The 24680-nt window shown below is 44.1% G+C and carries 21 protein-coding genes and 1 tRNA gene; 12 read left to right on the top strand and 10 right to left on the bottom strand.

What is annotated here, in order from left to right:
* Position 1: 1 nt before the first annotated feature.
* The 3 genes from HPS55_RS00005 to kdsB all read right to left on the bottom strand — a co-directional run bounded on the left by HPS55_RS00005 (position 2) and on the right by kdsB (position 1756).
* Positions 2–74 (bottom strand) — tRNA-Lys (locus HPS55_RS00005).
* 139 nt (positions 75–213) lie between these two features.
* Positions 214–1002, bottom strand: coding sequence for a tRNA1(Val) (adenine(37)-N6)-methyltransferase (locus HPS55_RS00010; RefSeq protein WP_172173159.1), 789 nt, complete (start codon positions 1000–1002; stop codon positions 214–216).
* 1 nt (position 1003) lies between these two features.
* Positions 1004–1756, bottom strand: coding sequence for a 3-deoxy-manno-octulosonate cytidylyltransferase (kdsB, locus tag HPS55_RS00015; RefSeq protein WP_172173162.1), 753 nt, complete (start codon positions 1754–1756; stop codon positions 1004–1006).
* 171 nt (positions 1757–1927) lie between these two features.
* Between kdsB and HPS55_RS00020 the strand changes: the two genes are divergently transcribed.
* From HPS55_RS00020 to HPS55_RS00035, 4 genes are all read left to right on the top strand, one after another.
* Positions 1928–3055, top strand: coding sequence for a phosphatidylinositol-4-phosphate 5-kinase (locus HPS55_RS00020; protein WP_172173165.1), 1128 nt, complete (start codon positions 1928–1930; stop codon positions 3053–3055).
* Between the two features lie 114 nt (positions 3056–3169).
* A complete protein-coding gene (locus HPS55_RS00025; RefSeq protein ID WP_172173168.1) occupies positions 3170–3616 on the top strand; it encodes a YhcH/YjgK/YiaL family protein in 447 nt (148 codons plus the stop codon).
* Between the two features lie 9 nt (positions 3617–3625).
* Complete coding sequence (locus HPS55_RS00030; RefSeq protein WP_172173171.1) at positions 3626–5716, top strand: alpha amylase C-terminal domain-containing protein; 2091 nt, start codon at positions 3626–3628, stop codon at positions 5714–5716.
* Positions 5717–5763: 47 nt separating this feature from the next.
* On the top strand, positions 5764–6918 hold the full coding sequence (locus HPS55_RS00035) for a DUF6057 family protein (protein ID WP_172173174.1): 1155 nt from the start codon (positions 5764–5766) through the stop codon (positions 6916–6918).
* Positions 6919–6975: 57 nt separating this feature from the next.
* Here the strand turns inward: HPS55_RS00035 and HPS55_RS00040 are convergent, their stop codons facing one another.
* The 3 genes from HPS55_RS00040 to ruvC form a co-directional block, all read right to left on the bottom strand.
* Positions 6976–7467, bottom strand: a complete 492-nt coding sequence (locus tag HPS55_RS00040) for a hypothetical protein (RefSeq protein WP_172173177.1) — start codon at positions 7465–7467, stop codon at positions 6976–6978.
* Positions 7468–7544: 77 nt separating this feature from the next.
* On the bottom strand, positions 7545–9032 hold the full coding sequence (locus HPS55_RS00045; protein ID WP_172324638.1) for an ATP-binding cassette domain-containing protein: 1488 nt from the start codon (positions 9030–9032) through the stop codon (positions 7545–7547).
* Positions 9017–9583: a crossover junction endodeoxyribonuclease RuvC gene (gene ruvC, locus HPS55_RS00050; RefSeq protein WP_172173183.1), complete on the bottom strand. Its 567-nt coding sequence runs from the start codon at positions 9581–9583 to the stop codon at positions 9017–9019. Before ruvC ends, HPS55_RS00045 begins: the two co-directional genes overlap by 16 nt.
* Before the next feature lie 179 nt (positions 9584–9762).
* On the opposite strand from ruvC, the gene lepA reads away from it, so the two are divergent.
* Both lepA and HPS55_RS00060 read left to right on the top strand, forming a co-directional pair.
* Positions 9763–11544: a translation elongation factor 4 gene (lepA, locus tag HPS55_RS00055; protein WP_172173186.1), complete on the top strand. Its 1782-nt coding sequence runs from the start codon at positions 9763–9765 to the stop codon at positions 11542–11544.
* Between the two features lie 31 nt (positions 11545–11575).
* Positions 11576–12178 carry a Crp/Fnr family transcriptional regulator gene (locus HPS55_RS00060; protein ID WP_172173189.1) on the top strand — a complete coding sequence of 201 codons (603 nt, stop codon included), beginning with the start codon at positions 11576–11578 and terminating at the stop codon, positions 12176–12178.
* 174 nt (positions 12179–12352) lie between these two features.
* On the opposite strand, the gene HPS55_RS00065 is transcribed toward HPS55_RS00060, so the two are convergent.
* From HPS55_RS00065 to HPS55_RS00080, 4 genes are all read right to left on the bottom strand, one after another.
* Positions 12353–14014 (bottom strand): AMP-binding protein, encoded by a 1662-nt coding sequence (locus HPS55_RS00065; protein ID WP_172173192.1) that lies wholly within the window; start codon positions 14012–14014, stop codon positions 12353–12355.
* A 50-nt stretch (positions 14015–14064) separates the two neighbouring features.
* Positions 14065–15732: an AMP-binding protein gene (locus tag HPS55_RS00070; protein WP_172173195.1), complete on the bottom strand. Its 1668-nt coding sequence runs from the start codon at positions 15730–15732 to the stop codon at positions 14065–14067.
* Between the two features lie 70 nt (positions 15733–15802).
* Entirely contained in the window at positions 15803–17050 is a 1248-nt protein-coding gene (locus HPS55_RS00075) for an ABC transporter permease (RefSeq protein ID WP_172173198.1), read from the bottom strand.
* A gap of 18 nt (positions 17051–17068) precedes the next feature.
* Positions 17069–18283 carry a pyridoxal phosphate-dependent aminotransferase gene (locus tag HPS55_RS00080; RefSeq protein ID WP_172173201.1) on the bottom strand — a complete coding sequence of 405 codons (1215 nt, stop codon included), beginning with the start codon at positions 18281–18283 and terminating at the stop codon, positions 17069–17071.
* A gap of 345 nt (positions 18284–18628) precedes the next feature.
* On the opposite strand from HPS55_RS00080, the gene HPS55_RS00085 reads away from it, so the two are divergent.
* The 6 genes from HPS55_RS00085 to HPS55_RS00110 all read left to right on the top strand — a co-directional run bounded on the left by HPS55_RS00085 (position 18629) and on the right by HPS55_RS00110 (position 24677).
* The gene (locus tag HPS55_RS00085; RefSeq protein ID WP_172173204.1) at positions 18629–19867 is read left to right on the top strand and encodes a protein kinase domain-containing protein; all 1239 of its coding nucleotides are present in this window, start codon (positions 18629–18631) and stop codon (positions 19865–19867) included.
* Positions 19868–19894: 27 nt separating this feature from the next.
* Entirely contained in the window at positions 19895–20374 is a 480-nt protein-coding gene (locus HPS55_RS00090; RefSeq protein WP_172173207.1) for a DUF4494 domain-containing protein, read from the top strand.
* Positions 20375–20390: 16 nt separating this feature from the next.
* Positions 20391–21062, top strand: coding sequence for a YggS family pyridoxal phosphate-dependent enzyme (locus tag HPS55_RS00095; protein WP_172173210.1), 672 nt, complete (start codon positions 20391–20393; stop codon positions 21060–21062).
* 360 nt (positions 21063–21422) lie between these two features.
* Positions 21423–23108, top strand: coding sequence for a putative transporter (locus tag HPS55_RS00100; RefSeq protein ID WP_172173213.1), 1686 nt, complete (start codon positions 21423–21425; stop codon positions 23106–23108).
* A gap of 68 nt (positions 23109–23176) precedes the next feature.
* Positions 23177–24151, top strand: coding sequence for an OadG family protein (locus HPS55_RS00105; RefSeq protein ID WP_172173216.1), 975 nt, complete (start codon positions 23177–23179; stop codon positions 24149–24151).
* A gap of 55 nt (positions 24152–24206) precedes the next feature.
* Complete coding sequence (locus tag HPS55_RS00110) at positions 24207–24677, top strand: biotin/lipoyl-containing protein (protein WP_172173219.1); 471 nt, start codon at positions 24207–24209, stop codon at positions 24675–24677.
* Positions 24678–24680 lie beyond the last annotated feature (3 nt).

Below are 24680 nucleotides of genomic sequence, written 5' to 3' on the forward strand. Positions count from 1 at the left end.
GTACGCCTGCAGGGGCTCGAACCCTGGACACCCTGATTAAGAGTCAGGTGCTCTACCAACTGAGCTACAAGCGCATCGCGTTGTCTTTTCGTTTTTGCGGGTGCAAAGGTAGGAATTATTTTTTATTCGGCCAAATGTTTTGCAGACTTTTTTAGATACATCATAACATTTGAGTGTATTGTTTATTTTTGACAACTTTGCTTGGATGTGGATTCATTCTTGATGGTCTGTGTCGGCAGAGAGACGGATTTTCAGATAGAAGTCGCACAGCATGCTGTTGTATCCGTCACTTCCTATGACGAGTTCTGATGTCTCGGTTGTTCCATCCTGATGTCTTCCAAATGCCATCAGCACGCGCTTTGGTGGTTTGCAGGCCGTTGTTTTCACAGTACAGATACGTTTTGTGTGAAGTCCTGCTATTGCTGCGGCGGAGTTCATCTTGTACATATTGTCGAAAGGTACAATTACCGACAGCTCTCCGGCTGGGTCGAGCAGTCCGGACGAGTGGTGCATCAGTTCGTCATACGACAGCGACGAAGCATGCCTTGCCATGGACCGTTGTTTGTCGGGGCATTCCAGCGAATCCGTGAAATACGGGGGATTGCATACAATGGCACTGAACATTTTGCGAATGTGGGCACTTTCTTCCAATGTGCCGGCAGGGCATGCGTGGTCATACAAACACTGCAATGACCGATGCTCTATGTTTATGCGCGTGGCGAAAGGCGACGCCAAGACATTCTCCTCCGCCTGGGTTGCTGCATCATTGTCGATGTCGATGCCGGTTACTGTGGCATGGGGGAACCTTTGGGCCATCATCAGTGCTATCAGGCCGGTGCCGGTGCCTACATCAAGGATGTGCTGCCCGGTGCCGGCGTGTGGAGATGCCGGCACCGGCATGCGTGCCCACGCGCCGAGCAGGGTGCCGTCGGTGCCTACTTTCATGGCACAACGGTTTTGCCGCACGGTGAACTGCTTGAAGCGGAAATAGTCGTTCGACATATTAGAACTCTGCAAGAGACTTCTCTGCGCGTGCAAGATCCTCCGGTGTGTCTATACCTATGGTCTCCACATCTGTCAGTCCCACCTTTATGCGGTATCCGTTTTGCAGCCAGCGCAATTGCTCGAGACTTTCCGCTATTTCAAGCGTGCTTTGCGGGAGTCCGGTAATCTCGGCGAGTGTCTCCCGGCGGTAGGCATACATTCCGATATGTTTAAGAAAAGGGTAGGCCGCCGGCCATCTGCCTGGCTCGCAGCCCCGCACGAAAGGAACTATGCTGCGGCTGAAATACATGGCATAGCCGTGGTTGTCGACTATGATTTTCGGCGAGTTGGGATTCGCAATGGCATCATAGCTTGTGCTGTCGCAGCCAAATGGTTTTCCAAGTGTTGCAATCTGTGTGCGACTGTCGTCAAAACAGCGGCATATCGTTTCTATCTGCGAACGGTGGATGAACGGCTCGTCACCCTGTATGTTTATTATCACATCATGGTCTGTGCCGAGTTTTGCCACGGCCTCCTCTATGCGATCTGTGCCGCTTTTGTGGTGAGGCGAGGTCATAATGACATTGCCGCCAAACTCTTTGACAGCATTGGCTATACGCTCGTCGTCCGTGGCTACACATACGTCAGCCAGCACGCGGGCCACCTGTTCGTAAACTCTTCTTATTACATATTTTCCGCCGAGCATAGCCAGCGGTTTGCCGGGAAAGCGGGTGGAGGCATATCGGGCGGGAATTATTCCGATAAATTTCATGTGATGCTGATTTTTAGGACATGTTTCATCAAGTTTCCGAGTGTGTTCATGACAGAGCATGAAAAACTCTGCAAAGTTATAAATTATGCAGGTATATTCAGTTAAAAAATCTAATCTTTTTTGCCATATTGACTTTTTTTTGTAATTTTGGCATTGCAACGTATTAATTTTATGCATAAGAAGTTTAAATATCAATTCATATCCATACTGCTGGTCATGGCCTGTCCGACGGCAGCCGCCCAAAAGATAACGTTAGGGACATGTACGACAAAAGACGGAGCCGAATACAAGGGCGAGATGTCCGGAGGCAAACCTCAAGGCAAGGGGAAGGCTGTTTATAAAAGCGGAAACTGGTACGAGGGGAACTTTGTCAAGGGAAAGCGCCAGGGCTTCGGTGTATACACGTTTGCCGACGGCGAAAAATACGAAGGGCAATGGTTTCAGGATCAGCAACACGGTCAGGGGACTTATTACTTTGCCAACAACAACAAATATGTAGGCTTGTGGTTTCGTGATTATCAGCAAGGACACGGTGTGATGTACTATTACAACGGTGACCGCTATGACGGTGAATGGAAACAGGACCACCGCAACGGAAAGGGCACCTATACCTTTGCCGGAGGCGCATACTACAAAGGTGATTGGGTCAATGACAAGAAGAGCGGCCGGGGGGTGTTCGATTGGGGCGACGGCTCAAAATATGACGGCCAATGGCTGGATAACCGCCGTTCCGGACAGGGCACTTTCCATTATGCCGACGGAGATGTATATACCGGCCAATGGAAAGATGACATACAGAACGGCATGGGAATATACAAGTTTAAAAACGGTGACGTGTATGAAGGGGCCTATGTCCAGGGGGAACGCACCGGCACGGGGGTGTGCCGCTATGCCAACGGAGACAAATACACCGGACAGTTTTTTGAAGGCGACAAGCAAGGCGAGGGCACACTGGTATGGAAAAACGGCAATACGTATTCCGGCACATGGAAAGCCGACAAGCCTAACGGCAAGGGGAAACTCACGATGAAGAACGGGGACGTGTTTGAAGGACAGTTCAAGGCCGGCAAGATAGACGGTCCGGGAGTAGCCAGGTATGCGGACGGCTCAAAGTTTAAAGGCACATTCAAGAACGGCAAGCGCAACGGGGCGGCCATAGAGGAAGACAAGGACGGAAACCGTTTTGAAGGTACGTATGTGGACGATCTGAAGGACGGACGCTTTGTAGAGAAGGACCGCAACGGCAATATTACGGCCCGGGGTACATATTTTCGCGGGAAGAGGCAATTGGACAAATAGAGTAAAGAAATACAAATCATGTCTTATCGCATGTGTATGCGATATAGAAACGGATTTTCACATAAAAGAAATATAAAAACAAACATAAGTTAAAAATAAATCATTCATGCTATTATGGTAATCGACACACTTGACAATTTCAGCAAATACGAGTCCTTGAACCCGCTGTTCAAGGATGTGGCAGAGTTTCTCGCAGCGAACAGTCTCAATGAACTTGAGGAAGGCAAGCTTCAGATAAAGGGCGGTGACCTATTTGTAAACATAACCACGGCAAAAGGAAAGACACCGGAAGAGGCGGTGATGGAGACTCACAAGAAGATGATCGACATACAGATACCATTGTCGGTGCCCGAGACATACGGATATACTCCGCTGTGCGCACTGCCTGATGCGGAATATAACGAGGACAAGGATATCACCAAGATGCCCGGTGTGATTGCCGACAACTATGTGACATGCCGTCCGGGCATGTTCGCAATCTTCTTTCCACAGGACGGACACGCCCCGTGCATATCGCCGGAGCCGGAAATCAAAAAGGCTATATTCAAGGTTTTAGCATAGTACGACATCATGGCAGAAGTAAAAAAAGATACCACGAAGAAGACGGTGTCAAAAGTTGCGCGCAAGACAAAGACGGCGGATGCGACAAAGACACAACATATAGGCCTGGTGAAAAACGACTCATGGCTCGAACCGTTTGAGGACGCCATACGCGGACGTCATGAAAATGCGGTGAACAGGATAAGCCGGCTGACGGGAAAAGGCAGGAAGACACTGTCTGACTTTGCCGGCGGACATCTGTATTTCGGACTGCACAAGACAGCAAGAGGATGGGTGTTTCGCGAGTGGGCGCCTAATGCCACTGAGATATATCTGATAGGCGATTTCAACGGATGGCAGGAGAACCCGAAATACAAGATGAAACGTATTGAGGGTACTGGCAACTGGGAGCTGAAACTCGGCGCCAAGGCACTCAAGCATGGTGACTTGTACAAGATGAAGGTCAGATGGAATGGCGGTGAGGGCGAAAGGATTCCTGCATGGTGCCGCCGCGTGGTGCAGGACGAGAGTACCAAAATATTCTCGGCACAGGTATGGAACCCGGAGAAGCCGTATGTGTTCAAGAAGAAAAACTTCAGGCCCAGCAAGTCGCCACTGCTCATATACGAATGTCATGTGGGAATGTCACAGGACGCAGAGAAGGTGGGCACATATAAGGAGTTTACCGAGAATGTGCTGCCACGGGTGATAAAGGACGGATACAATTGCATACAGGTAATGGCCATACAGGAGCATCCGTATTATGGTTCGTTCGGATATCATGTAAGTTCGTTTTTCGCTCCGTCGAGCCGTTTCGGCACACCCGAGGATCTGAAAGAGATGATTGATACGGCCCACCGGAACGGTATAGCTGTGATAATGGATATCGTGCACTCGCATGCCGTGAAGAACGAGGTGGAGGGGCTTGGCAATCTGGCAGGCGACCCGTGCCAGTTCTTCTATCCCGGAGAGCGGCGTGAACATCCGGCATGGGACAGCCTGTGCTTCGATTACGGCAAGGATGAAGTGCTGCATTTCCTGTTGTCCAACTGCAAGTATTGGCTTGAGGAGTATCATTTTGACGGTTTCCGTTTTGACGGTGTGACATCGATGCTATACTACAGTCACGGACTGGGTGAAGCCTTTGGCGGATATGCCGACTATTTCAACGGACATGAGGACGACAATGCCATCTGCTATCTCACACTTGCCAACAAGCTGATACATGACGTGAATCCCTATGCCATCACGATAGCCGAGGAAGTAAGCGGTATGCCGGGACTGGCGGCAAAGTTTGAAGACGGCGGATACGGTTTTGACTACCGTATGGCAATGAACATTCCGGATTACTGGATAAAGACAATAAAGGAACTCAGGGATGAGGACTGGAAGCCGAGTTCCATATTCTGGGAGGTGAAGAACCGGCGTCCGGACGAAAAGACTATAAGCTATTGCGAGAGCCATGACCAAGCTCTTGTAGGCGACAAAACGATAATATTCCGGCTGATAGATGCCGATATGTATTGGCATTTCAAGAAAGGCGACGAAAACGATGTGGCCCACCGCGGCATCGCCTTGCACAAGATGATACGACTTGTGACCGCGGCATCCATCAACGGCGGGTATCTCAACTTCATGGGCAACGAGTTCGGCCATCCGGAGTGGATTGATTTCCCGCGCGAAGGCAACGGATGGAGCTACAAATATGCACGGCGTCAGTGGAATCTTGTCGACAACATGGAACTTGACTATCACTATCTTGGCGATTTTGACCGTGAGATGTTGAAAGTAATCACGAGTATAAGGAACTTCCAGAACAAACCGGTGCAGGAGATATGGCATAATGACGGAGACCAGATATTGGCTTTCAGCAGGGGTGAACTGATATTTGTATTCAATTTCAATCCCACAAGGTCATTTACCGACTACGGTTTTCTTGTGCCTACAGGTTCGTATGAGGTGGTGCTGAATACGGATGCCAAAGAGTTTGGCGGGAATGGTCTTGCCGACGATACGGTGATGCACATGACAGTGTTCGATCCGATGTATGTAAGCGACCGTAAGGAGTGGCTTAAACTTTATGTCCCGGCCCGTTCGGCAGTAGTACTGAGACGTAACTGATATATAATTATGTTGATTCTGGATGTATTGCAAAGGCATTCTTTATTATGAACTATAACACCCCGAATACCAAGAATAGCACGGTCGTCGTGAAGGCGGCATGTGCTATTGTTTTTTGTTTGTTTTCATTTGTCTACCTGTATTTCTATCAGGTTGACATGCTTTCCGTCGCCCAGCATATCCTTAGTGGCGGAGTCACACGCTATGACAGGTTGATAGGGGCTTTGGTGATAACGCTGTCATTGTTTCTGTTGCAGCTCGGCATTTCTGTTTTCTGCAGATTCAATGGCAAATACCATGCGTTGACATATTTTCCGTCTCTCCTTATCTTGGCGATAATAACGGATATCGGGCCGGAGATAGTATGCGGTTTGGGTAGTAACCATTGGTTGTGGTTCGGACCGTTGGCCTTGTTGTTGTGGTTTGGCGTGGCCGGGATATTGAAGAAGTATCGGTTTTATGAGGCACCTGCTTCGGCTGTAGGTATTTTTTCACGTACGATGTGGATCAATATAATGATTATGACGGTGATGCTTCTTTTTGTCGGAATAGCGAGCGACAGCTATTCGGTATTTCATTATCGCATGCATGTGGAGAGGTGCCTGATGGAACGCGATATAGACAAAGCACTCGAAACGGGCAAAAAATCGCTCGAGACAGATTCCGATCTGACCATGTTGCGTATTTATGCATTGGCACGGTCAGGAAGGCTTGGGGACGAACTGTTCACATATCCTGTGGCAGGGACCAGCGATGATATCATACCGTCTGAAGATGGTGCACATTGTATAATATATCCCAATGACAGTATCTATAAGTTTCTTGGGGCCAAACCGTCCCGTCCCGTTAAGGCATTGACGTTTCTGAAAGGACTGATAAAGCATAATCTGGCTACGGATGCCGTTCGTGACTATATACTGTGCGGATACCTGATAGACCGCAATCTTGATTCTTTCATATATCATCTGCCGAAGTTTTATGAAATAGATGACAGTCTGCCAAGACATTACCGTGAGGCACTGATATTGTATACTCACCAGCGTTCCAATCCGGCTTTGGTATATCATAATGTAGTAATGGACACTGACTTTAATGATATGCAGGCTTTGGAGCGCCAATATAAAACGGAGGCAGCCCGCAAGAGAAAGGTTTTCGGGCAGTATGCAGGTACCTATTGGTGGTATTACAAATACATGAAATGATAATCGCACAGTATGGGAATGTCAATATCCGTGCTGACGACCTGGAGGATTTGCGGATTACAAATCCTCTTTATTCATCATCATGGCCACGGCTGCTGACGCGCGTCGCCAGTCGGTGTCAAGAGAAAAGCGTGTGATACAGTCTCCACTGGCATAGTAGCAAAGTGTTATTTCGGTATCGGTATCGTTGAATAGAGGGTTGGAGAACGAAGCATCCATGAACAGTTGCATAATCTTCTCCTGTACATTCTGTGGCTTGTCTCTGTATTCCAATATCTTCTGTATATAGACATTTACAAAATTGTTCATGGCAAAGGCCTGTTTGTCGAGAAACAAGGCTGTTGAGTCGGGCATCTGCTCACGCATTTTTATCAGCATATAGTCGAGAGCATCTACCTTAAATTGATTTATATGTTTTATCATCCCGTCTGTGAGCGGATTCTCTATGGCTGCATTGGATTTGTTTCTTATCTCGTTGTAAATGTCCTGAGCCACAGTCTTTGCAGTTGCAAGAAAGCAGAGGATGGCTGCAAAAAAAATCTTTTTCATATATTCCGTGTTTTATATGTTTTTTATGTTAATGTCTCATAGAAGTAACTGCCGGAGAGTAAGGTATTGCCATATATTCATATATGCCGTGTGAGGGACAGTCTGTGACTGATGCATTCGGGCAGCTCTTCGTCATAATGTGTCACCATAATCATGGTTTTGTTCCTGCGCTGACAAAACAAATTGATGATGTCCTTCACCATACAGCGGTTCGTGTCGTCAAGTCCATGGAGCGGTTCGTCGAGTATAAGGAGCTCGGGGTCTTTTACAAAAGCACGTGCAAGCAGTACGAGGCGTTGCTCGCCACTCGACATTTTAAGAAATGAGGTGCTCTCCATGCCTTCAAGCCCGAAGATGTTCATCCACAATCGGCATATTGAATATTCCGATTGGGCGGGCTTGACATACAGACCGACAGAGTCTTTCAGGCCACTTGCAACAATGTGTATGGCGGGAAGGTCGCGCAAGTATGCACGGTGCATTTCCGGGGACACGTAGCCTATGTGTTTCTTTATATCCCAAATGCTCTCTCCTGAGCCTCTTGGATGGCCGAACAATTCGATATCACAGGCGTAGCTCTGCGGATTGTCTGCGCAGATCAGTGAAAGCAGTGTACTCTTTCCTGAGCCGTTTTTGCCATTCAAAGCCCATCGCTCTCCGTTTTTCACCGTCCAGTTGAGTTTGTTCAATATGATGCGGTTGCCATAACTGATGGTTACGTCATTCATTTGTACCACACGGTCTGTACGGTATTTGCAGTCTTTGTATGGCAGTTCGGCAATGGCAGCTGCTTTAATGCTGTCCAAGACATGTTTTGCGTGTGGATTGCTGTGAATAGAGAGATATTCATCTTTGGGCACTTTCGGATGGACATGCATTTTGCTGACCTCTATGACATGCGTTATGAAAGTCGGGATGTCATCTGTTTTAGATAATACCAAAACGATTTGCAAAGCATGTTCTTTTGAAAGTGAATCAAGCAAATCTTTCAATTGGTCACGCGTTTCCGAATCCAGTCCGATAAAAGGATTGTCCATTATCATCACTCTCGGATTTGAAAGTAGTGCCTTGGTTATCTGGAATTTGCGCATTTCTCCGCTCGAAAGCATCACCACATTCTTGTCCGAAAGATGGCTTATGGAGAAAAGGTCGTAGAGATGCTTTTGAAGTTGCCGCCGTTCGGTACTATCCGTATCTGCCAGCATGTAGGCTTCTTCAAGCAATTTGCTGACGGGGGGCATGCTTTCGTCTATCTCTTGCTGATTCCATCGTTTCTGCATAAAATACGTGCTGTTGCCATCACCGTACGTATCTCTGAAAGTGATATACTTTATATTGTCTGAAACAAGACTTTTCTTGCTTGGGCGGAAGTCGTATATAGGTCCGTTACCGATAAGCGGATGTTTTCCGGTGAGGATATCCACCAACATGGATTTCCCTCCTCCATTCGGCCCGACTATCGCGATATGTTCACCGTCAGACAATGCAAAATCTACCGGCTCGTTCATCCGCCATTCCGGCATACGGGGTATCCCTTGTCTTATATCTATTATTGTCTGTTGCATACCCTGTTACGGTTTTTGTTTACGAAGTCTTTCCATCCATTGTAATTGGCTTGTGACTCGGGACGGCCCATTTGCAAATAGTGGCAGTAGGCAGCGGCAAGTGCATCCGTTGCATCCATAAAATCGCACATCTCATTGTCGGGTATATGCAACATCCGCTGCAACATTCCCGCGACCTGTTCTTTTGATGCCAAGCCCTGCCCGGTGATGGCCACTTTGATTTTCATAGGAGCATACTCGTGTATAGGCACACTGTGGCATATGGCAGCGGCAATGGCCGTGCCCTGTGCTCTGCCGAGTTTCAGCATCGACTGTATGTTTTTGCCGAAAAATGGCGCTTCGATGGCCATTTCATCGGGGAGATATGCTTCTATTATGCCCGTTACGCGAGAATATATGTGACCGAGTTTCATGTACTGGTCGCTGAACTTGCGCAAGTCTATGACTCCCATAGTTATCAGTCGGGCCTTGTTGTCCACAACTTTCAACAGTCCATAGCCCATTATGTTTGTTCCGGGGTCTATACCGAGTATTATTTTTTCCATAATCATCGCAAAAGTACAATAAAATAAGCATTTAATCGCAGATATTTATCTTTATTTATATAAAAACTTTTCGGCTCATGTGCCTGGCTTGAATAATTGGATATTTATGTCGAAATTGTTTCTCTTTTATTTTGAATTTAGTCTATTTTTTGTTAACTTTGCGTCTTCAAAGCAATAGCACGTAGATGAAACATATAAGAAATTTCTGTATAATAGCCCATATTGATCATGGCAAGTCTACACTTGCCGACCGTATGCTTGAATTTACAAAGACCATACAGGTTACCGGAGGTCAGATGCTTGATGATATGGATCTTGAGCGTGAGCGTGGAATAACAATAAAGAGCCATGCTATTCAGATGGAATATGTATTCAAGGGGGAGAAATATATACTCAATCTCATTGATACTCCGGGGCATGTCGATTTTTCATATGAAGTGTCACGCAGTATTGCTGCCTGCGAAGGGGCGCTATTGGTTGTGGATGCCACTCAGGGGGTACAGGCGCAAACAATATCCAACCTGTATATGGCGATAGACAACAATCTGGAGATAATTCCCGTAATCAATAAGATTGATATGCCGAGCGCAATGCCGGATGAAGTGGAAGACGAGATTGTTGACTTGATAGGATGTGAACGTTCGGATATCATAAGAGCCAGCGGCAAGACCGGTGAAGGTATAGAGCAGGTGCTCAATTCGGTAGTCGAACGTATTCCCCATCCGGAAGGCAATGTCGACGCTCCTCTTCAAGCGCTTATATTTGACTCTGTGTTCAACTCGTTCCGTGGAATCATTGCCTATTTCAAGATTGAGAATGGTGTGATAAGGCAGGGGGACAAAGTGAAATTCTTTAATACGGGAATGGAATATACCGCAGATGAAGTGGGAGTTCTGAAGATGGAGATGATACCTCGCAAGGAACTGTCAACCGGAGATGTGGGATATATAATAAGTGGAATAAAGGACAGCAAGGAAGTGAAAGTCGGTGATACAATAACGCATATTGTCCGACCTTGCGACAAGGGTATAGAGGGTTTTCAGGAAGTAAAGCCTATGGTATTTGCAGGAGTATACCCGATTGATCCGTCTGATTATGAGAACTTGCGCGCATCTCTTGAAAAGTTGCGTCTTAATGACGCTTCACTGACTTTCATGCCTGAGTCTTCAATCGCATTGGGATTCGGATTCCGTTGTGGTTTTCTCGGATTGCTCCATATGGAGATTATCCAGGAACGTCTCGATCGTGAATTCAATATGGATGTCATCACTACAGTGCCCAATGTCTCATATATGTGTTATGACAAGCAGGGTGGTGTGAAAGAGGTGCACAATCCATCGGGATTGCCCGACCAAACGCTGATTGACCATATAGAAGAACCGTATATCAAGGCTTCAATAATTACTTCGGCCGACTATATCGGTCCTATTATGACCCTTTGTCTTGACAAGCGCGGAGAGCTAATGGACCAGCAGTATGTGAGTGGCAACAGAGTAGAACTGCATTTTATGCTACCTCTTGGTGAGATTGTAATAGACTTTTATGATAAGCTAAAGAGCATATCCAAGGGATATGCCTCGTTTGATTACCATATAGACTGTTTTCGGCCTTCCAAGCTGGCCAAGTTGGACATATTGCTCAACGGTGAGCCTGTTGACGCTTTGTCTACCCTTACACATCAGGATAATGCTGTAACATTCGGGCGCCGTATGTGCGAGAAATTGAAAGAACTCATACCAAGACAACAGTTTGATATAGCAATCCAAGCTGCCATAGGTGCAAAGATTGTTGCACGCGAAACGATAAAATGCGTGCGGAAGGATGTGACGGCAAAGTGTTATGGAGGTGATGTCAGTCGTAAACGAAAGTTGCTTGAGAAACAGAAGAAAGGAAAAAAGCGCATGAAACAGATAGGCAATGTAGAAGTTCCGCAGAAAGCATTCCTTGCTGTATTGAAATTAGAATAACAAACTGCAATAAACTAAAGGAGGAAATAAAATGCATAATATCGGATTGACAAAACGTGACGTAGCTCGCGAACTTGCCCGACGCTACAGTACGATGACACACGATGAACTTGATGTTCTCGAGAATATTCTTGTCCCTATGAAGTTTGCAAAGGGTGAGAAAGTACTCTGCGAGAAAGAAACATGTAGGCATATCTATTGGATAGTCAAAGGGCTGGTAAGGCAGTTCTATCATAAAAACGGTCAGGAACTTACAGAGTATATGGCTGTGGAAAACTATATAGTAATGTCTATTGAAAGTCTGTTCAAGGAAGAGCCGACACGAATGCAAATAGTAGCTCTTGAACCAACTGTTATATATGCCTTACCCAAACTTCAGCTTGAGCAGGTGGCCATGAGGAGTGTGAATATTCAGATATTGTATCGTAAAATACTGGAAGAATCGCTCATACAAAGCCAGTTGCATGCAGATATGTTGCGTTTTGAAACTGCCCGTGACAGATATATTAAATTTGCCAAGCATCATCCGCAACTTGTATTGAGAGCTCCTTTGGTTCATATAGCGAGCTATCTTCAGATGACTCCCGAAACACTTAGCCGTATAAGAAAAGCGCTTCTTATGGAAGAAAGGTAGATTCTTATCGGGAATAGTCAGATTTATGGTATGCAAGTATAAAATCAAGAATCAACGTGTATTATTGTTATTCTTGATTGTCTATTTCATATTTGCATATCATAAAATCAATGCCGGCACAATACAACTTTTCGGAAATGGAGAGCGAATGATTACAATCTGATTGCATGGATTTTATTTATAAAGAAATCTCTTTATACTCTTCTTCGGCGTTTTTTCAAACTCTTTGTCGCATAATTCAATTTCAGTCAGTTTTGAATATGACGGAAGAACATTGTTGATGTCTTTTCTATTCTGTTCCATGATGCTTTTCAGTTCAGGGATTCCCATACCCATATTGCCAGCCTCTTCAAAGTCAGGATATACTAGACCAACAAGTTTTTCACCACGTTGAACGACGATACTCTCTGTTACCATTGGCATGGAATTCAGCTTGTCTTCAATCTCTTCCGGATAAATATTCTGTCCGTTTGAACCGAGAAGCAGATTCTTTGAACGGCCTTTGATGAATACATTTCCGGCCGCATCCATTGTACCCAAATCTCCTGTATGGTACCATCCGTCCTTGTCAAGAACCTCAGCCGTAGCTTCGGGATTTTTGAAATAACCAAGCATAACATTCAACCCTCTTGTCAAAATTTCACCAGGTGTATTCTCAGGATCACAACTGTCTATCTTTACTTCCATGTGCACCACAGGACGTCCGCAACTGCCTTGCACAAAGGTATGATAGTCCGAATAACAGATGATTGGAGCGCATTCTGTCGTTCCATAGCCAACGGTATAAGGGAATCCTATCTGCTTGAGGAAAACTTCTATTTCCTGGCTGAATGCAGCTCCGCCTACGATTATTTCATAGAAATTTCCTCCAAATGCCGCTACGACTTGTTCGCATATTTTTTGTTCCACTTTCTTGCTGATAACAGGCATATTGAGCAGCAACTTCATGCGGTGGTTCTGTATTTTAGGGAAAACTTTCTTTCGTATAATTTTCTCTATTACAAGTGGTACTGCAATGATAACGGTTGGCTTTATTTCAGTAAAGGCCGCCGCAATGACAGCGGGGCTAGGTATGCGTGTAAGGTAATATACATGGCAACCATATAAAAACTCGAATATAAACTCAAAGGCCATTCCGTACATATGGGCCATAGGCAATATACTTATGACATTATCACCGCGTTTTATCTTTTTCCCTAATACGCCAACGGCAAAATCATAATTGCTCCACAATGCCCGGTAGGGTATCATCACACCCTTTGAAAATCCTGTTGTACCACTGGTATAGTTTATCATTGCCAGCTCTTCTCCGCTACACTCCTTGTAGTAATGCACATGTTCTTTTCTGAAATACTTCGGATACTTCTTTCCGAATATCTCATTTAGATGTTCACGTGCGTATGTCAGCTTTTCTGTTCTTGATACAGCCAGTGAGTAGTCGGGGATATTGATTATTCCTTCCAATGCCGGCATCTTCACAGGATCAATGACTGTTGCCACCACATCCCCTACAAACAGTAACTTTGCCTCGCTATGGTTTACTATATTGTGAATTTGGTCTGCCGTAAATTCATGCAGTATAGGAACAGCCACTGCACCGTATGTCAGTGTGGCTAAAAATGCTACAGCCCAATTGCTGCTATTGCGACCGCACAATGCAATCTTATCTCCGCGCTTTACCCCACTGTTCTCGAACATGATATGCAGCTTTTCTATCTTTCGTGCCACATCATGATATTGAAGGGTAGGACCCTTATAATCTGTCAGTGCATCGAACATCCAATTCTCAGTGATGCTCTTTTCTATTATAGCGTTGAAGCTAGATATTTGTTCCATAATAATAGACAATATTTACTGTTGTGCAATATTCAATAGACAGAAGACTTCTATGGAATGTCCTTGTATAAATATCTTTTTATACTTTTCTTGGGAGTTTTCTCAAATTCGCTTTCGTGTATGCGTATGGCGGACAGCTTGCTGTATGCAGGCAGTGTAGAGTTGATGTCCTGTCTGTTCTGTTCCATAATACTTTCCAAATCTTCATTGGTGAATCCCATATTATGTGCTTCGTCATAATCGGGATGTACCAAAGCTATGAACTTGTTTTCTTTTTGTACAATGATACTTTCATTGATCATTGGCATAGAGTTCAATTTATCTTCTATTTCCTCTGGATAGATATTTTGACCGTTAGCGCCAAGTAACATATTTTTTATACGTCCACGTATAAATACATGACCGTCACGGCTCATTGTACCCAAATCGCCAGTATGGAACCATCCGTCGCTGTCAAGAACTTCGGCAGTGGCTTCAGGATTTTTATAGTAACCTAACATGACATTCATGCCCCTTGTGACTATTTCGCCTGGTATGTTTTCCGAATCACTGCTGTCTATCCTGACTTCCATGTTTGATACGGGTGTACCACAACTACCTGATACAAAATCATTTTTATCACTGAATGTTATCAGGGGTGCGCATTCTGTCGAGCCATATCCTACAGTGATAGGGAAGTCTATGCTTTTCAGGAAAGATTCTATCTCTTGGTTGAGTGGAGCTCCTCCTACCACAACCTCATATGCATTACCTCCAAATGCGTTGTAGACATGTTCGCATATCTTCTGTTTCACCTTTTTATTAATGACCGGCATGTTCAATAGCAATTTCATGCGGTTGTTCTGTATCAGTGGAAAGACCTTTTTGCGTATAATTTTTTCAACTATAAGTGGCACTGATATGACAATTGCCGGATGTACATCAGAAAATGCCTGTGCTATTATTGCAGGTGAAGGCAAACGGGTGAGGAAATAAAGGTGGCATCCATGACAGAACGGGAAAAAGAATTCTATTGCCATTCCATACATGTGAGCCATAGGAAGTATGCTGAGTGTATTGCTGCCTTGGGCAACATGCGTGCCTATCGCACTCATGCAGAAATCCAAATTACTCCACAATGACCTGTAAGGCAACATTACACCCTTTGAAAATCCTGTAGTACCACTGGTGTAGTTTATCAAAGCCAGCTCTTCTGCGCTATCTTTGTGATAGTTCACATGCTCCTTTCGGAAAGCCTTGGGATATTTCTTTCCGAAAAGTTCGTTGAGATGTTCACGGGCAAAGCTGAGTCGTTCAGAACGGGATGTCATTAAGGAATAGTCAGGTATATAAACGATTCCTTCAAGTTCTGGCATCACATCCGACTCTATAATCTTGGCTACCACATCACCTACAAAAAGCATTTTGGCTTCACTATGGTTTACAATATTGTGAATCTGCTCTGCATTAAACTCATGTTGTATAGGTACCGATACCGCTCCATATGTCAGTGTGGCAAGGAAAGCTACAGCCCAATGTGCGCTGTTTCTTCCACAGATGGCAATTTTGTCACCTGCTACTACACCACTATTTTCAAACAGTATATGCAACTTCTCTATTTTTCTTGCTACATCATGATATTGTAGTGTTATACCCTGATAATCTGTCAGTGCGTCACGATGCCAATTGAGAACAATGCTTTTTTCTATATATGAATTAAAACTATCATTCAGTGTCATTGCACAATATTCGTTTTTGTGTGCAAAGATAAACTATTTCTTGCACAATTCCAAATAAAATGTGCAATATTTACTCATATCTCATAGATTTGGCAGGATGAATATGAGATATAAGATAACTGGGACCTATCAGTACGGTAATACTGATTAATAATGTTGCAGTATTAATTAATAGTATCAAAGGAATATTTATTTCCATTGGGGCCGTGTTTACATAATAAGTAGCAGGATCAAGGCTTATCAATCCTGTCTGTATTTGCAATACAACTAATCCAATACCAATGATGTTGCCCCATAGAAGCCCTTGTCCTATGATAAACACAGCAAACCACAAAAATGTGTGACGCACAGTGCTGTCAGCTGCTCCAAGGGCTTTCATGACACCTATCATCTGGGTGCGTTCGAGTATTATAATCAGGAGTCCGGATATCATGGTAAATCCGGCAACACATGTCATTAAAGCTAATATTATCCATACATTGATGTCAAGCAGTTCTAACCAAGAGAATATTTGCGGATATGCTTCGTAGACAGTTTGCGATGTGAGTGTTTCACCATATCTGTCAACAGTCCTGTTTACCACGTTTTCTACGCATTGAGCCGTCTTCTCCAACTGTTCAAAGTTCGTTACTTGCAACTCAGCTCCACTGCACATATCAGTCTGCCACTTGTTTAATCGTATAGTGGTGTAAATATCGGTAAGGCACAGTGAATTGTCAAACTGTGTCATTCCTGTGTCGTATATGCCTGTTATTGTAAATTTGCGGACTCTTATATCGTTATCCGATATGAAATAAGCAAAGACTTTGCTACCAACATTAAGCCTGAGTTTGTCAGCAGTGATGCGTGATATGAGCAGACTACCACTGTTCTTGTTATCACTGAAAGTTGGTATTTTGCCATCAACAAGACTATTGTGTAAAAATGTAGTGTCGTATTCTTGCCCTACACCCTTGAATGATATGCCAAGAAAGTCGTTTTCCGTTTTCAATATTCCTTGTGTAATGGCATAACGTTCCACTCTGGCTACACCGTCAATTTCTGTCAATACTTTCATCATGCTGTCATCAATACATACTGGGTGGCTGTCTGTATTCTGTATGTTGAGAAAGTTTTCGATTTTGATATGGCTGCCAAATCCCACAACCTTGTCACGGATGGTATGTTTGAATCCTATAACTACAGAAACGGTGATTATCATCACAGCAAGACCTATTGCCACCCCTGCCGTTGCTATGCGTATTGCCGGTCGGCTGACTTTGGTACCGGTGTCATTACTGCTATATATTTTTTTAGCTATGAATAAAGGAAGATTCACTTTTCTATCTATTCTCTTTTATACTTTATCTTCATCCTTACGTCGGCCTGGATAGGCTTCAAGAGCTTTTCGAAGTACTTTCAGTGCACGATTCAGGTCTTCCTTGTTGAGTACATATGCTATACGTACCTGATCTATGCCTGCACCAGGTGTCGTATAGAAGCCTGCTGCAGGAGCCATCATTATTGTCTCTCCTTCATAACTGAAATCTGAAAGACACCAGCGGCAAAATTCTTCAGCATCATCCACTGGAAGTTTGGCAACGGTATAAAATGCTCCCATTGGAATAGGTGAGTAAACTCCCGGTATCCTGTTTAGCCCGTCAATAAGACACTTGCGCCGTTCCACATACTCATCATAGACATCACGATAATAATTTTCAGGAGCATCGAGCGATGCTTCAGCTACAATTTGTCCTATAAGCGGTGGGGATAGGCGCGCCTGACAGAATTTCATAACGGCTCCCCGTACCTCTTCGTTTTTAGTTATGAGCGCGCCAATGCGTATTCCGCATTCTGAATATCGTTTGGAAACAGAGTCTATCAGTATGACGTTTTGTTCGATACCATCCAAATGGCAGGCACTGATATATGGTGATCCCGTATAGATATACTCACGGTATACTTCATCGGAGAACAAATAAAGGTCATATTTTTTCACCAAATCCCGTATTTGGTTCATTTCGCGCCGGGTGTACAAATATCCTGTGGGATTGTTAGGATTGCATATCATGATTGCGCGTGTGCGCTCATTGATGAGTTCTTCAAACTTTTCCACTTTCGGCAGTGAGAAACCTTCATCTATTGTTGTCGCTATGGTACGTATTCTTGCACCTGCAGATATAGCAAAAGCCATGTAATTGGCATAAGCCGGCTCCGGCACAATAATTTCGTCTCCAGGATTGAGACATGACATGAAAGCGAACAGCACGGCTTCGCTTCCGCCTGCTGTGATTATAATATCATCGGCAGTTACGTTGATATTAAACTTCTTGTAGTAATCGACTAATTTTTCACGATAACTCAAATACCCTTGTGAAGGTGAATACTCAAGTATGTCACGATCGATATGTTTCAATGCATCTAAACCTACCTGCGGTGTTGGCAGATCGGGCTGACCGATATTAAGATGGTAAACTTTTATTCCACATTGCTTTGCTGCAGCTGCCAATGGGGCTAGTTTCCTTATCGGTGACTCTGGCATTTCATGTCCGCGAATCGATATTTCCGGCATTGTTGTCTGAATTGTTGTTTTGAACTGCAAACTTACGCAAAAATATCCATATACGTATGTTTTTCTAAAGAAATTTTAGGTTGCTCCAAACCAAAATATAAAAAATAAAGTAAAACTAAGATATGTATGGAAGCAATATTATTTCCCGTAATATACTTTGGTTGATATCATAATCATATTGCAAAGGTACATAAAAAGCATGAGTTTTTACACCGGCATAATAAAGAAATTATTTTTTCTTTAGAGGAAATATAAAGAATCTGCTCTTAACAATTTTTTTAAATATAGATTCTCCTTTTACAATTAAATAAACTACTTTTGTGTCCCAAAACAAATCCATGTATTATGAATTACGGAGAACTTGTATACTCCGGCGACATGGCTGTCGCAAAGACAATAAAAACACCTATTGGTGTGCTTTATAGGAAGCATTCTGATGGGAGAGGTTCAAATTTGGTTGACTTGAATGAATGCATTACGGGTTGCACGACAATGCTTGATTGTTTGCGATACGAATGCAGGGTTAATAGAAATTTGACAGATAAGCATCAGATACATTTTATATTGGACGAAACAGGCGAGAATGCCATTCGGCTTTGTGTAGAACAAGGCAGTTTCATATCTGTTGCCAAGTTGCTTCGCGACACTCCTTCAATAGTTGCACATTCAGGATTTATAAAAACCTTAGTGGATGATTTGCTTGCCTTTACAGCCTATCTGCATTCACATCAGATTTATCATCTTTGCTTTTCTCCTGATAATGTGTTTGTGCGCAAAGGAGACAATAATGTGATGTTGCTATCACATGGTTCATTCTATATCAATGCAATATCTCCGAAAGTATTTTATGAAGGCTATGAAGAATATATTGCTCCTGAAGTTATGAATGGGGAAGCAGCGGATGCCAGAAGTGATGTATATTCGTTAGGCAAATTCTTCTCTTATTTATTTGCAGTGGCAGAAAATCCGTATACATATAATAAGGTAATTCGGAAAGCCATTCACAATATACCAGAAGACCGGTATAACAGTGTAGAAGATATGGTAGAAGATATTAAGAAAGCCGGCATGCGTAAAAGTATTTTTATAAATTCTGCCATTGCTGCGGGCATAGCGTTGTTTATTGTCGGACTTTATTTTCTACTAATGCCGTCATCGGATAGCACTGTCGGATTTGAGTCAATATCGCAAACAACCCCCGAAACCATATACAATCCGGTGTCTGATTCAATGGAAACAGATACGACCGAAGAACCGGATACGGGTTCTTTCATGTCGGTTGAAAGGCAACAGAAAATGAAAGAATATGAAGAGAAAAGCGAACAGATATTTCGCAAGAGATATTCCCGTGAGGCAGAACGTATCCTGTCGAAGATATACAACAAAGACTATATGGGCAGTAATGAAAAGAAATTCATGGCCGCAAGCCAGCCCACTATAGATGAATTGGTTGCCGCTCAGGAAGAGCTTGCGTCGCAATCGCATATAAGTAAGATTAGAAGTCAGCGTATCGCGACAGAGATAATTGAAGAAATAACCGAACGGAAGAAGAAAGAACTGCCCGTTTACGGTATTCAAAAATAGCAGACAACAATTAATTATTAATAGCAAATGAGAAGTAGAACAGCAGAATGGTTTGAATGCAAAATCCGTTATGAGAAAACAATGGAAGACGGAATGCAAAAGAAAGTGACAGAGGCATATACAGTAGATGCACTCAGCTTCACCGAGGCCGAGCAGCGTATAATGGAGGAAATGTCATCGTATATAAGTGGAGAGTTCGAAGTGGCAGACATTAAAAAAGCTGTTTATAAAGAAATTTTCTTCAGTGACGAGGATATGGCAGACCGTTGGTATAAGGCAAAGCTGCAGTTTATTACAATAGACGAGAAGTCCAGCAAAGAAAAACGTTCGACAGTAAACTATCTCGTCAATGCCGGGACACTTAATGGAGCGGTCAACAATATCGGATCGGTCATGAACGGTACCATGATAGATTATGTTATAGCATCGGTGGCTGAGACCCAGCTTATGGATGTGTTTGAGTATAAAAAGAAAGACGCGGAAGACAAACCTGAGTACGAACAATAACCCAATGAACTTTTCTATGGAATACGATATACGACGGAACATCCATGACGTGTCGGATTCTCTGCGTCCAGGTGTCGAGTTGGTTGCCGTAAGCAAATATCATCCCGATGAACATATCAAGGCTGCATATATGGAAGGACAACGAGTGTTCGGAGAAAGTCACGAACGCGAGTTGACAGAAAAGTACAGGACGTTGCCAAAAGATATACGATGGCACTTCATCGGACACTTGCAGACCAACAAGGTTAAATATATCGTTCCGTATATCTCAATGATAGACTCCGTAGATTCCTTTAAACTTCTTAAGGAAATCGACAGGCAGGCAGCGAAATATGAACGTATTATCGATGTGTTGCTTGAGATTCGCGTAGCTCAGGAAGAAACAAAATACGGCTTCCTTCCTGACGAATGCCGACGGATGCTGGATGCCGGACAGTGGCGTGAGCTTGACCATGTACGGATTTGCGGGCTGATGACGATGGCCTCCAATGTAGATGATGAGAATCAGATACGTTCAGAATTTGAACAGGCGGCAGCGTTGTTCGATGAAATCAAGCAGCAATACTTTGCAGACAATGAGGCTTTCCGTGAACGTTCATGGGGTATGAGCGACGACTATCATATAGCCATGGACTGCCGTAGCACCATGGTGCGTGTGGGTTCCAAAATATTTGGTCCGCGTATTTAGAGTTTTGATATTCGATGAGTGATATTCCATTGAAGTGTTTTATCATCTGTAAAAGCGGATATTCTAATTTTGAGGAAGCATAAGGTTTTCATGACATCCGATGCAGACATCGGCCGTTTCATCATAATAGAATATCCGTTTTTATATCCATACGTCACTACTTCACCGTCACCCAATCTCAGCAACAGCCCATTCCATTCAATCAGACCGGCAGATACAGAGTAATAGTAAAATTTATTAAAACAGATAGAATAAGGCAAAATAGTTGCACAAAAATTATATTTTGCGCAATATTTTATCTAATTTTGCAAAATATTTCCATAGGTACATTAATAATAAGTAATATATAGTATTTAGATTATGGATTGGTTTATTAATCTATTTACAGCGTCCGACTCTGTCGCACACATTGCATTGTTGTATGCGATGGTTATAGCTGTAGGCGTGCTTCTTGGAAAAGTGAAGTTTGGAGGCATAGCCCTTGGAGTTACGTTTGTTTTGTTTGCCGGCATTGTGGCCGGTCATTTGGGGCTGACAGCACCTGCCAACATTCTTACTTTCATTCAGGACTTCGGACTCATCCTCTTCGTTTTCATGATCGGACTACAAGTGGGACCAGGTTTCTTCGAAAGTTTCCGAAAGGGGGGAGTCACGCTTAATATGCTTTCATTGGCAATGGTGTTGCTCAATGTCTGCATTATGTTTGCATGTTACTATATATTCTTCGACACAGAGAATGTGAACAATCTGCCGATGATGGTCGGTACACTCTACGGAGCCGTGACAAATACACCGGGACTTGGAGCTGCCAACGAAGCTCTTGGCAGCGTGTTTACAAACGATGTGCCGCAGATTGCATCCGGATACGCTTGTGCTTATCCACTTGGTGTACTTGGAATAATCGGAGCTACCATAGCTATACGATATATATGCAAAGTGAAACTGGACAAGGAAGAGCACCGTTTGAAGAGTGAAGCTCAGGAGAATGCCAGTGTCAAGCCACATATGATGCACTTGAAAGTAACAAACACATATTTGGCAGGACGCACTCTGAAACAGATCCATGATTTTCTGAACCGTGATTTTGTGTGCTCGCGCATATTGCATGACGGTCATGTGAGCATACCCAATCGCGATACTGTGTTTGAACTCAACGACTTTGTGTTCATCGTATGCGCCGAGGCCGATGCCGAACCGATAAAGGCTTTTATCGGTCCGGAAACAGAAGTGGCATGGGAAAAGCAGGATCAGCCACTTGTTTCAAAGCGGATACTTGTCACACAGCCATCAATCAACGGCAAAACTCTCGGTCAGATGCACTTCTCCTCTATACACGGAGTCAACGTTACACGTGTCACCCGTCAGGGAATGGATCTTTTTGCAAGTCTCGATTTGTCACTGCAAGTAGGTGACCGTGTGATGGTTGTAGGTCCGGAAGACGCCGTAGACCATGTCTCGCATGTGTTGGGCAATTCCATCAAGCGCCTTGAAGCTCCCAACATTGCCACGATATTCCTTGGTATAATAATGGGAATCATCTTCGGGAGTCTGCCCATTGCCATCCCCGGCATGCCAGTCCCTCTGAAACTCGGTATTGCTGGAGGTCCGCTTATAATAGCTATTCTCATCGGCCGTTACGGATATAAAATACATTTGGTTACATATACAACCACAAGTGCAAATATGATGCTTCGTGAAATAGGCCTGGTGCTTTTCCTTGCGAGTGTGGGAATAAAGGCCGGTGCCGGCTTTTGGGACACTGTGGTGCAGGGAGACGGTTTGAAATATGTATATACAGGATTCCTGATAACTGTGATACCGATTCTTATCGTCGGCACGATAGCCAGACTGAAGTATCGGTTCAACTACTTCACTATTATGGGAATGATAGCCGGTACCTATACGGATCCGCCGGCATTGGCTTATGCCAATCAGCTATGTTCCAAGGAAGCTCCGGCAATAGGTTACTCTACGGTATATCCGCTGAGCATGTTTTTGAGGATTCTTACAGCGCAACTCATCATCCTATTCTTCTGTGGAGGATAATAGGATAGGGGTTGCGCCCTGTTTTTTACCATAAACAAATTATATATAACAATAATAGACTACACCAAATGAAGAAATTCGGATTACTGTTGGGCACATTGTTGTTGACAGGTTCGTCGGCGATGTTCGGTCAGATGGAGAAAAGCATCAGATTGAACGAAGTGATGACCGACAACACAGCCAACTTGCAGGACGAATACGGAAAGTGTGAGGCTTGGGTCGAGATAGCCAATGTATCGTATACTACGTACAATATCCGTGGCATGTATCTTACCACCGACCGTTCCGTACTCGACAAGAAGATTAGTGTTCCTGAGCGTGTGAAGCGTATGAGCATCATTCCTAACGGAGAACCACGTACAAATCTTGGCGCACGCCAGCATTTGCTACTGTTTTGCAACGGCACTCCTGCTCAGGGTGCCCTGCATCTTGATGTGAAAATAGACCCTGGGAAGCCTACATGGATAGGACTGTTCAGTGGCAATGCCACAGACCTTGTTGACTCAGTCACCGTGCCGCCACTTGGAGCAAACCAGTCATATGCCCGTGTTAAGGACGGAGCCCGACTGTGGCAGATAAAGCCCGTAGATGCAGTTACACCGGGCATATCAAACTTTATTCAGGCGAGCGAGACGAAAGTTGCAAAGTTGAAGCGTGACGATCCTTACGGATTCGGTATATCGGTGCTTGCAATGAGTATAGTATTTGCATGTCTGGCCATGCTGTTTTTGTTCTTTACATTTTTCGGATGGCTTATGCATCACCGTTCTACGGCAAAGAAAGTAGCGGGTGTACAGCCGCTTAAAGCCGGTGTGAAGACAGTTGAAAAGGCAATGGAAATCGGAAACAAGACCAGCATCATACTCCAGGACGGTTTGAAGTCAAAAGGTATTGACAAGGAAATCTATATTGCCGTCATCGCCATGGCCATCAAACAATATCAGAACAATGTGCACGATATGGAAAGCGGTGTGATAACAATAAAGCCGAAGCATACCGACTGGAACGTTGAGTATATCCAGATGACACAGTTTCATGAGTAGAAGACATTTCAGTGAATAGTATTTATTCCCAATAAAACAATAAAAAATAAAGAATATGAATCAGAATAAATTTCAGTATAAGGTACAAGGCATAGATTATGATGTCGAAATAGAAGAGATGGAAGGCAATCTTGCAAAGGTTAATGTAAATGGCATTTCATTTGAAGTGGAACTGAAGCAGCCCATCAATCCTTCGCATATCATTACACGCACCAAAGTTGAAGCCCCCAGACCATCGTCAAGCAACATGTCTAAAACCACTACGACACATTCTGTCACGGAACAGCCCAAGACTGCAACGCCGGAAGCCGGCGGCACCGCTGTCAAGGCTCCGTTGCCCGGAACAATCACATCAATAAACGTGAAGGTGGGCGACAAGGTGAACGTGGGCGACTGCGTAGTGGTGCTCGAAGCCATGAAGATGCAGAACAACATCGAGACCGATACGGCAGGTACAGTAACCTCAATATCTGTCAATCAGGGTGATTCGGTAATGGAAGGTGCAACATTGCTCACTATAGCTTGATAT

This window comes from Xylanibacter rodentium (assembly GCF_013166575.1).
Classification (GTDB): Bacteria; Bacteroidota; Bacteroidia; order Bacteroidales; family Bacteroidaceae; genus Prevotella; species Prevotella rodentium.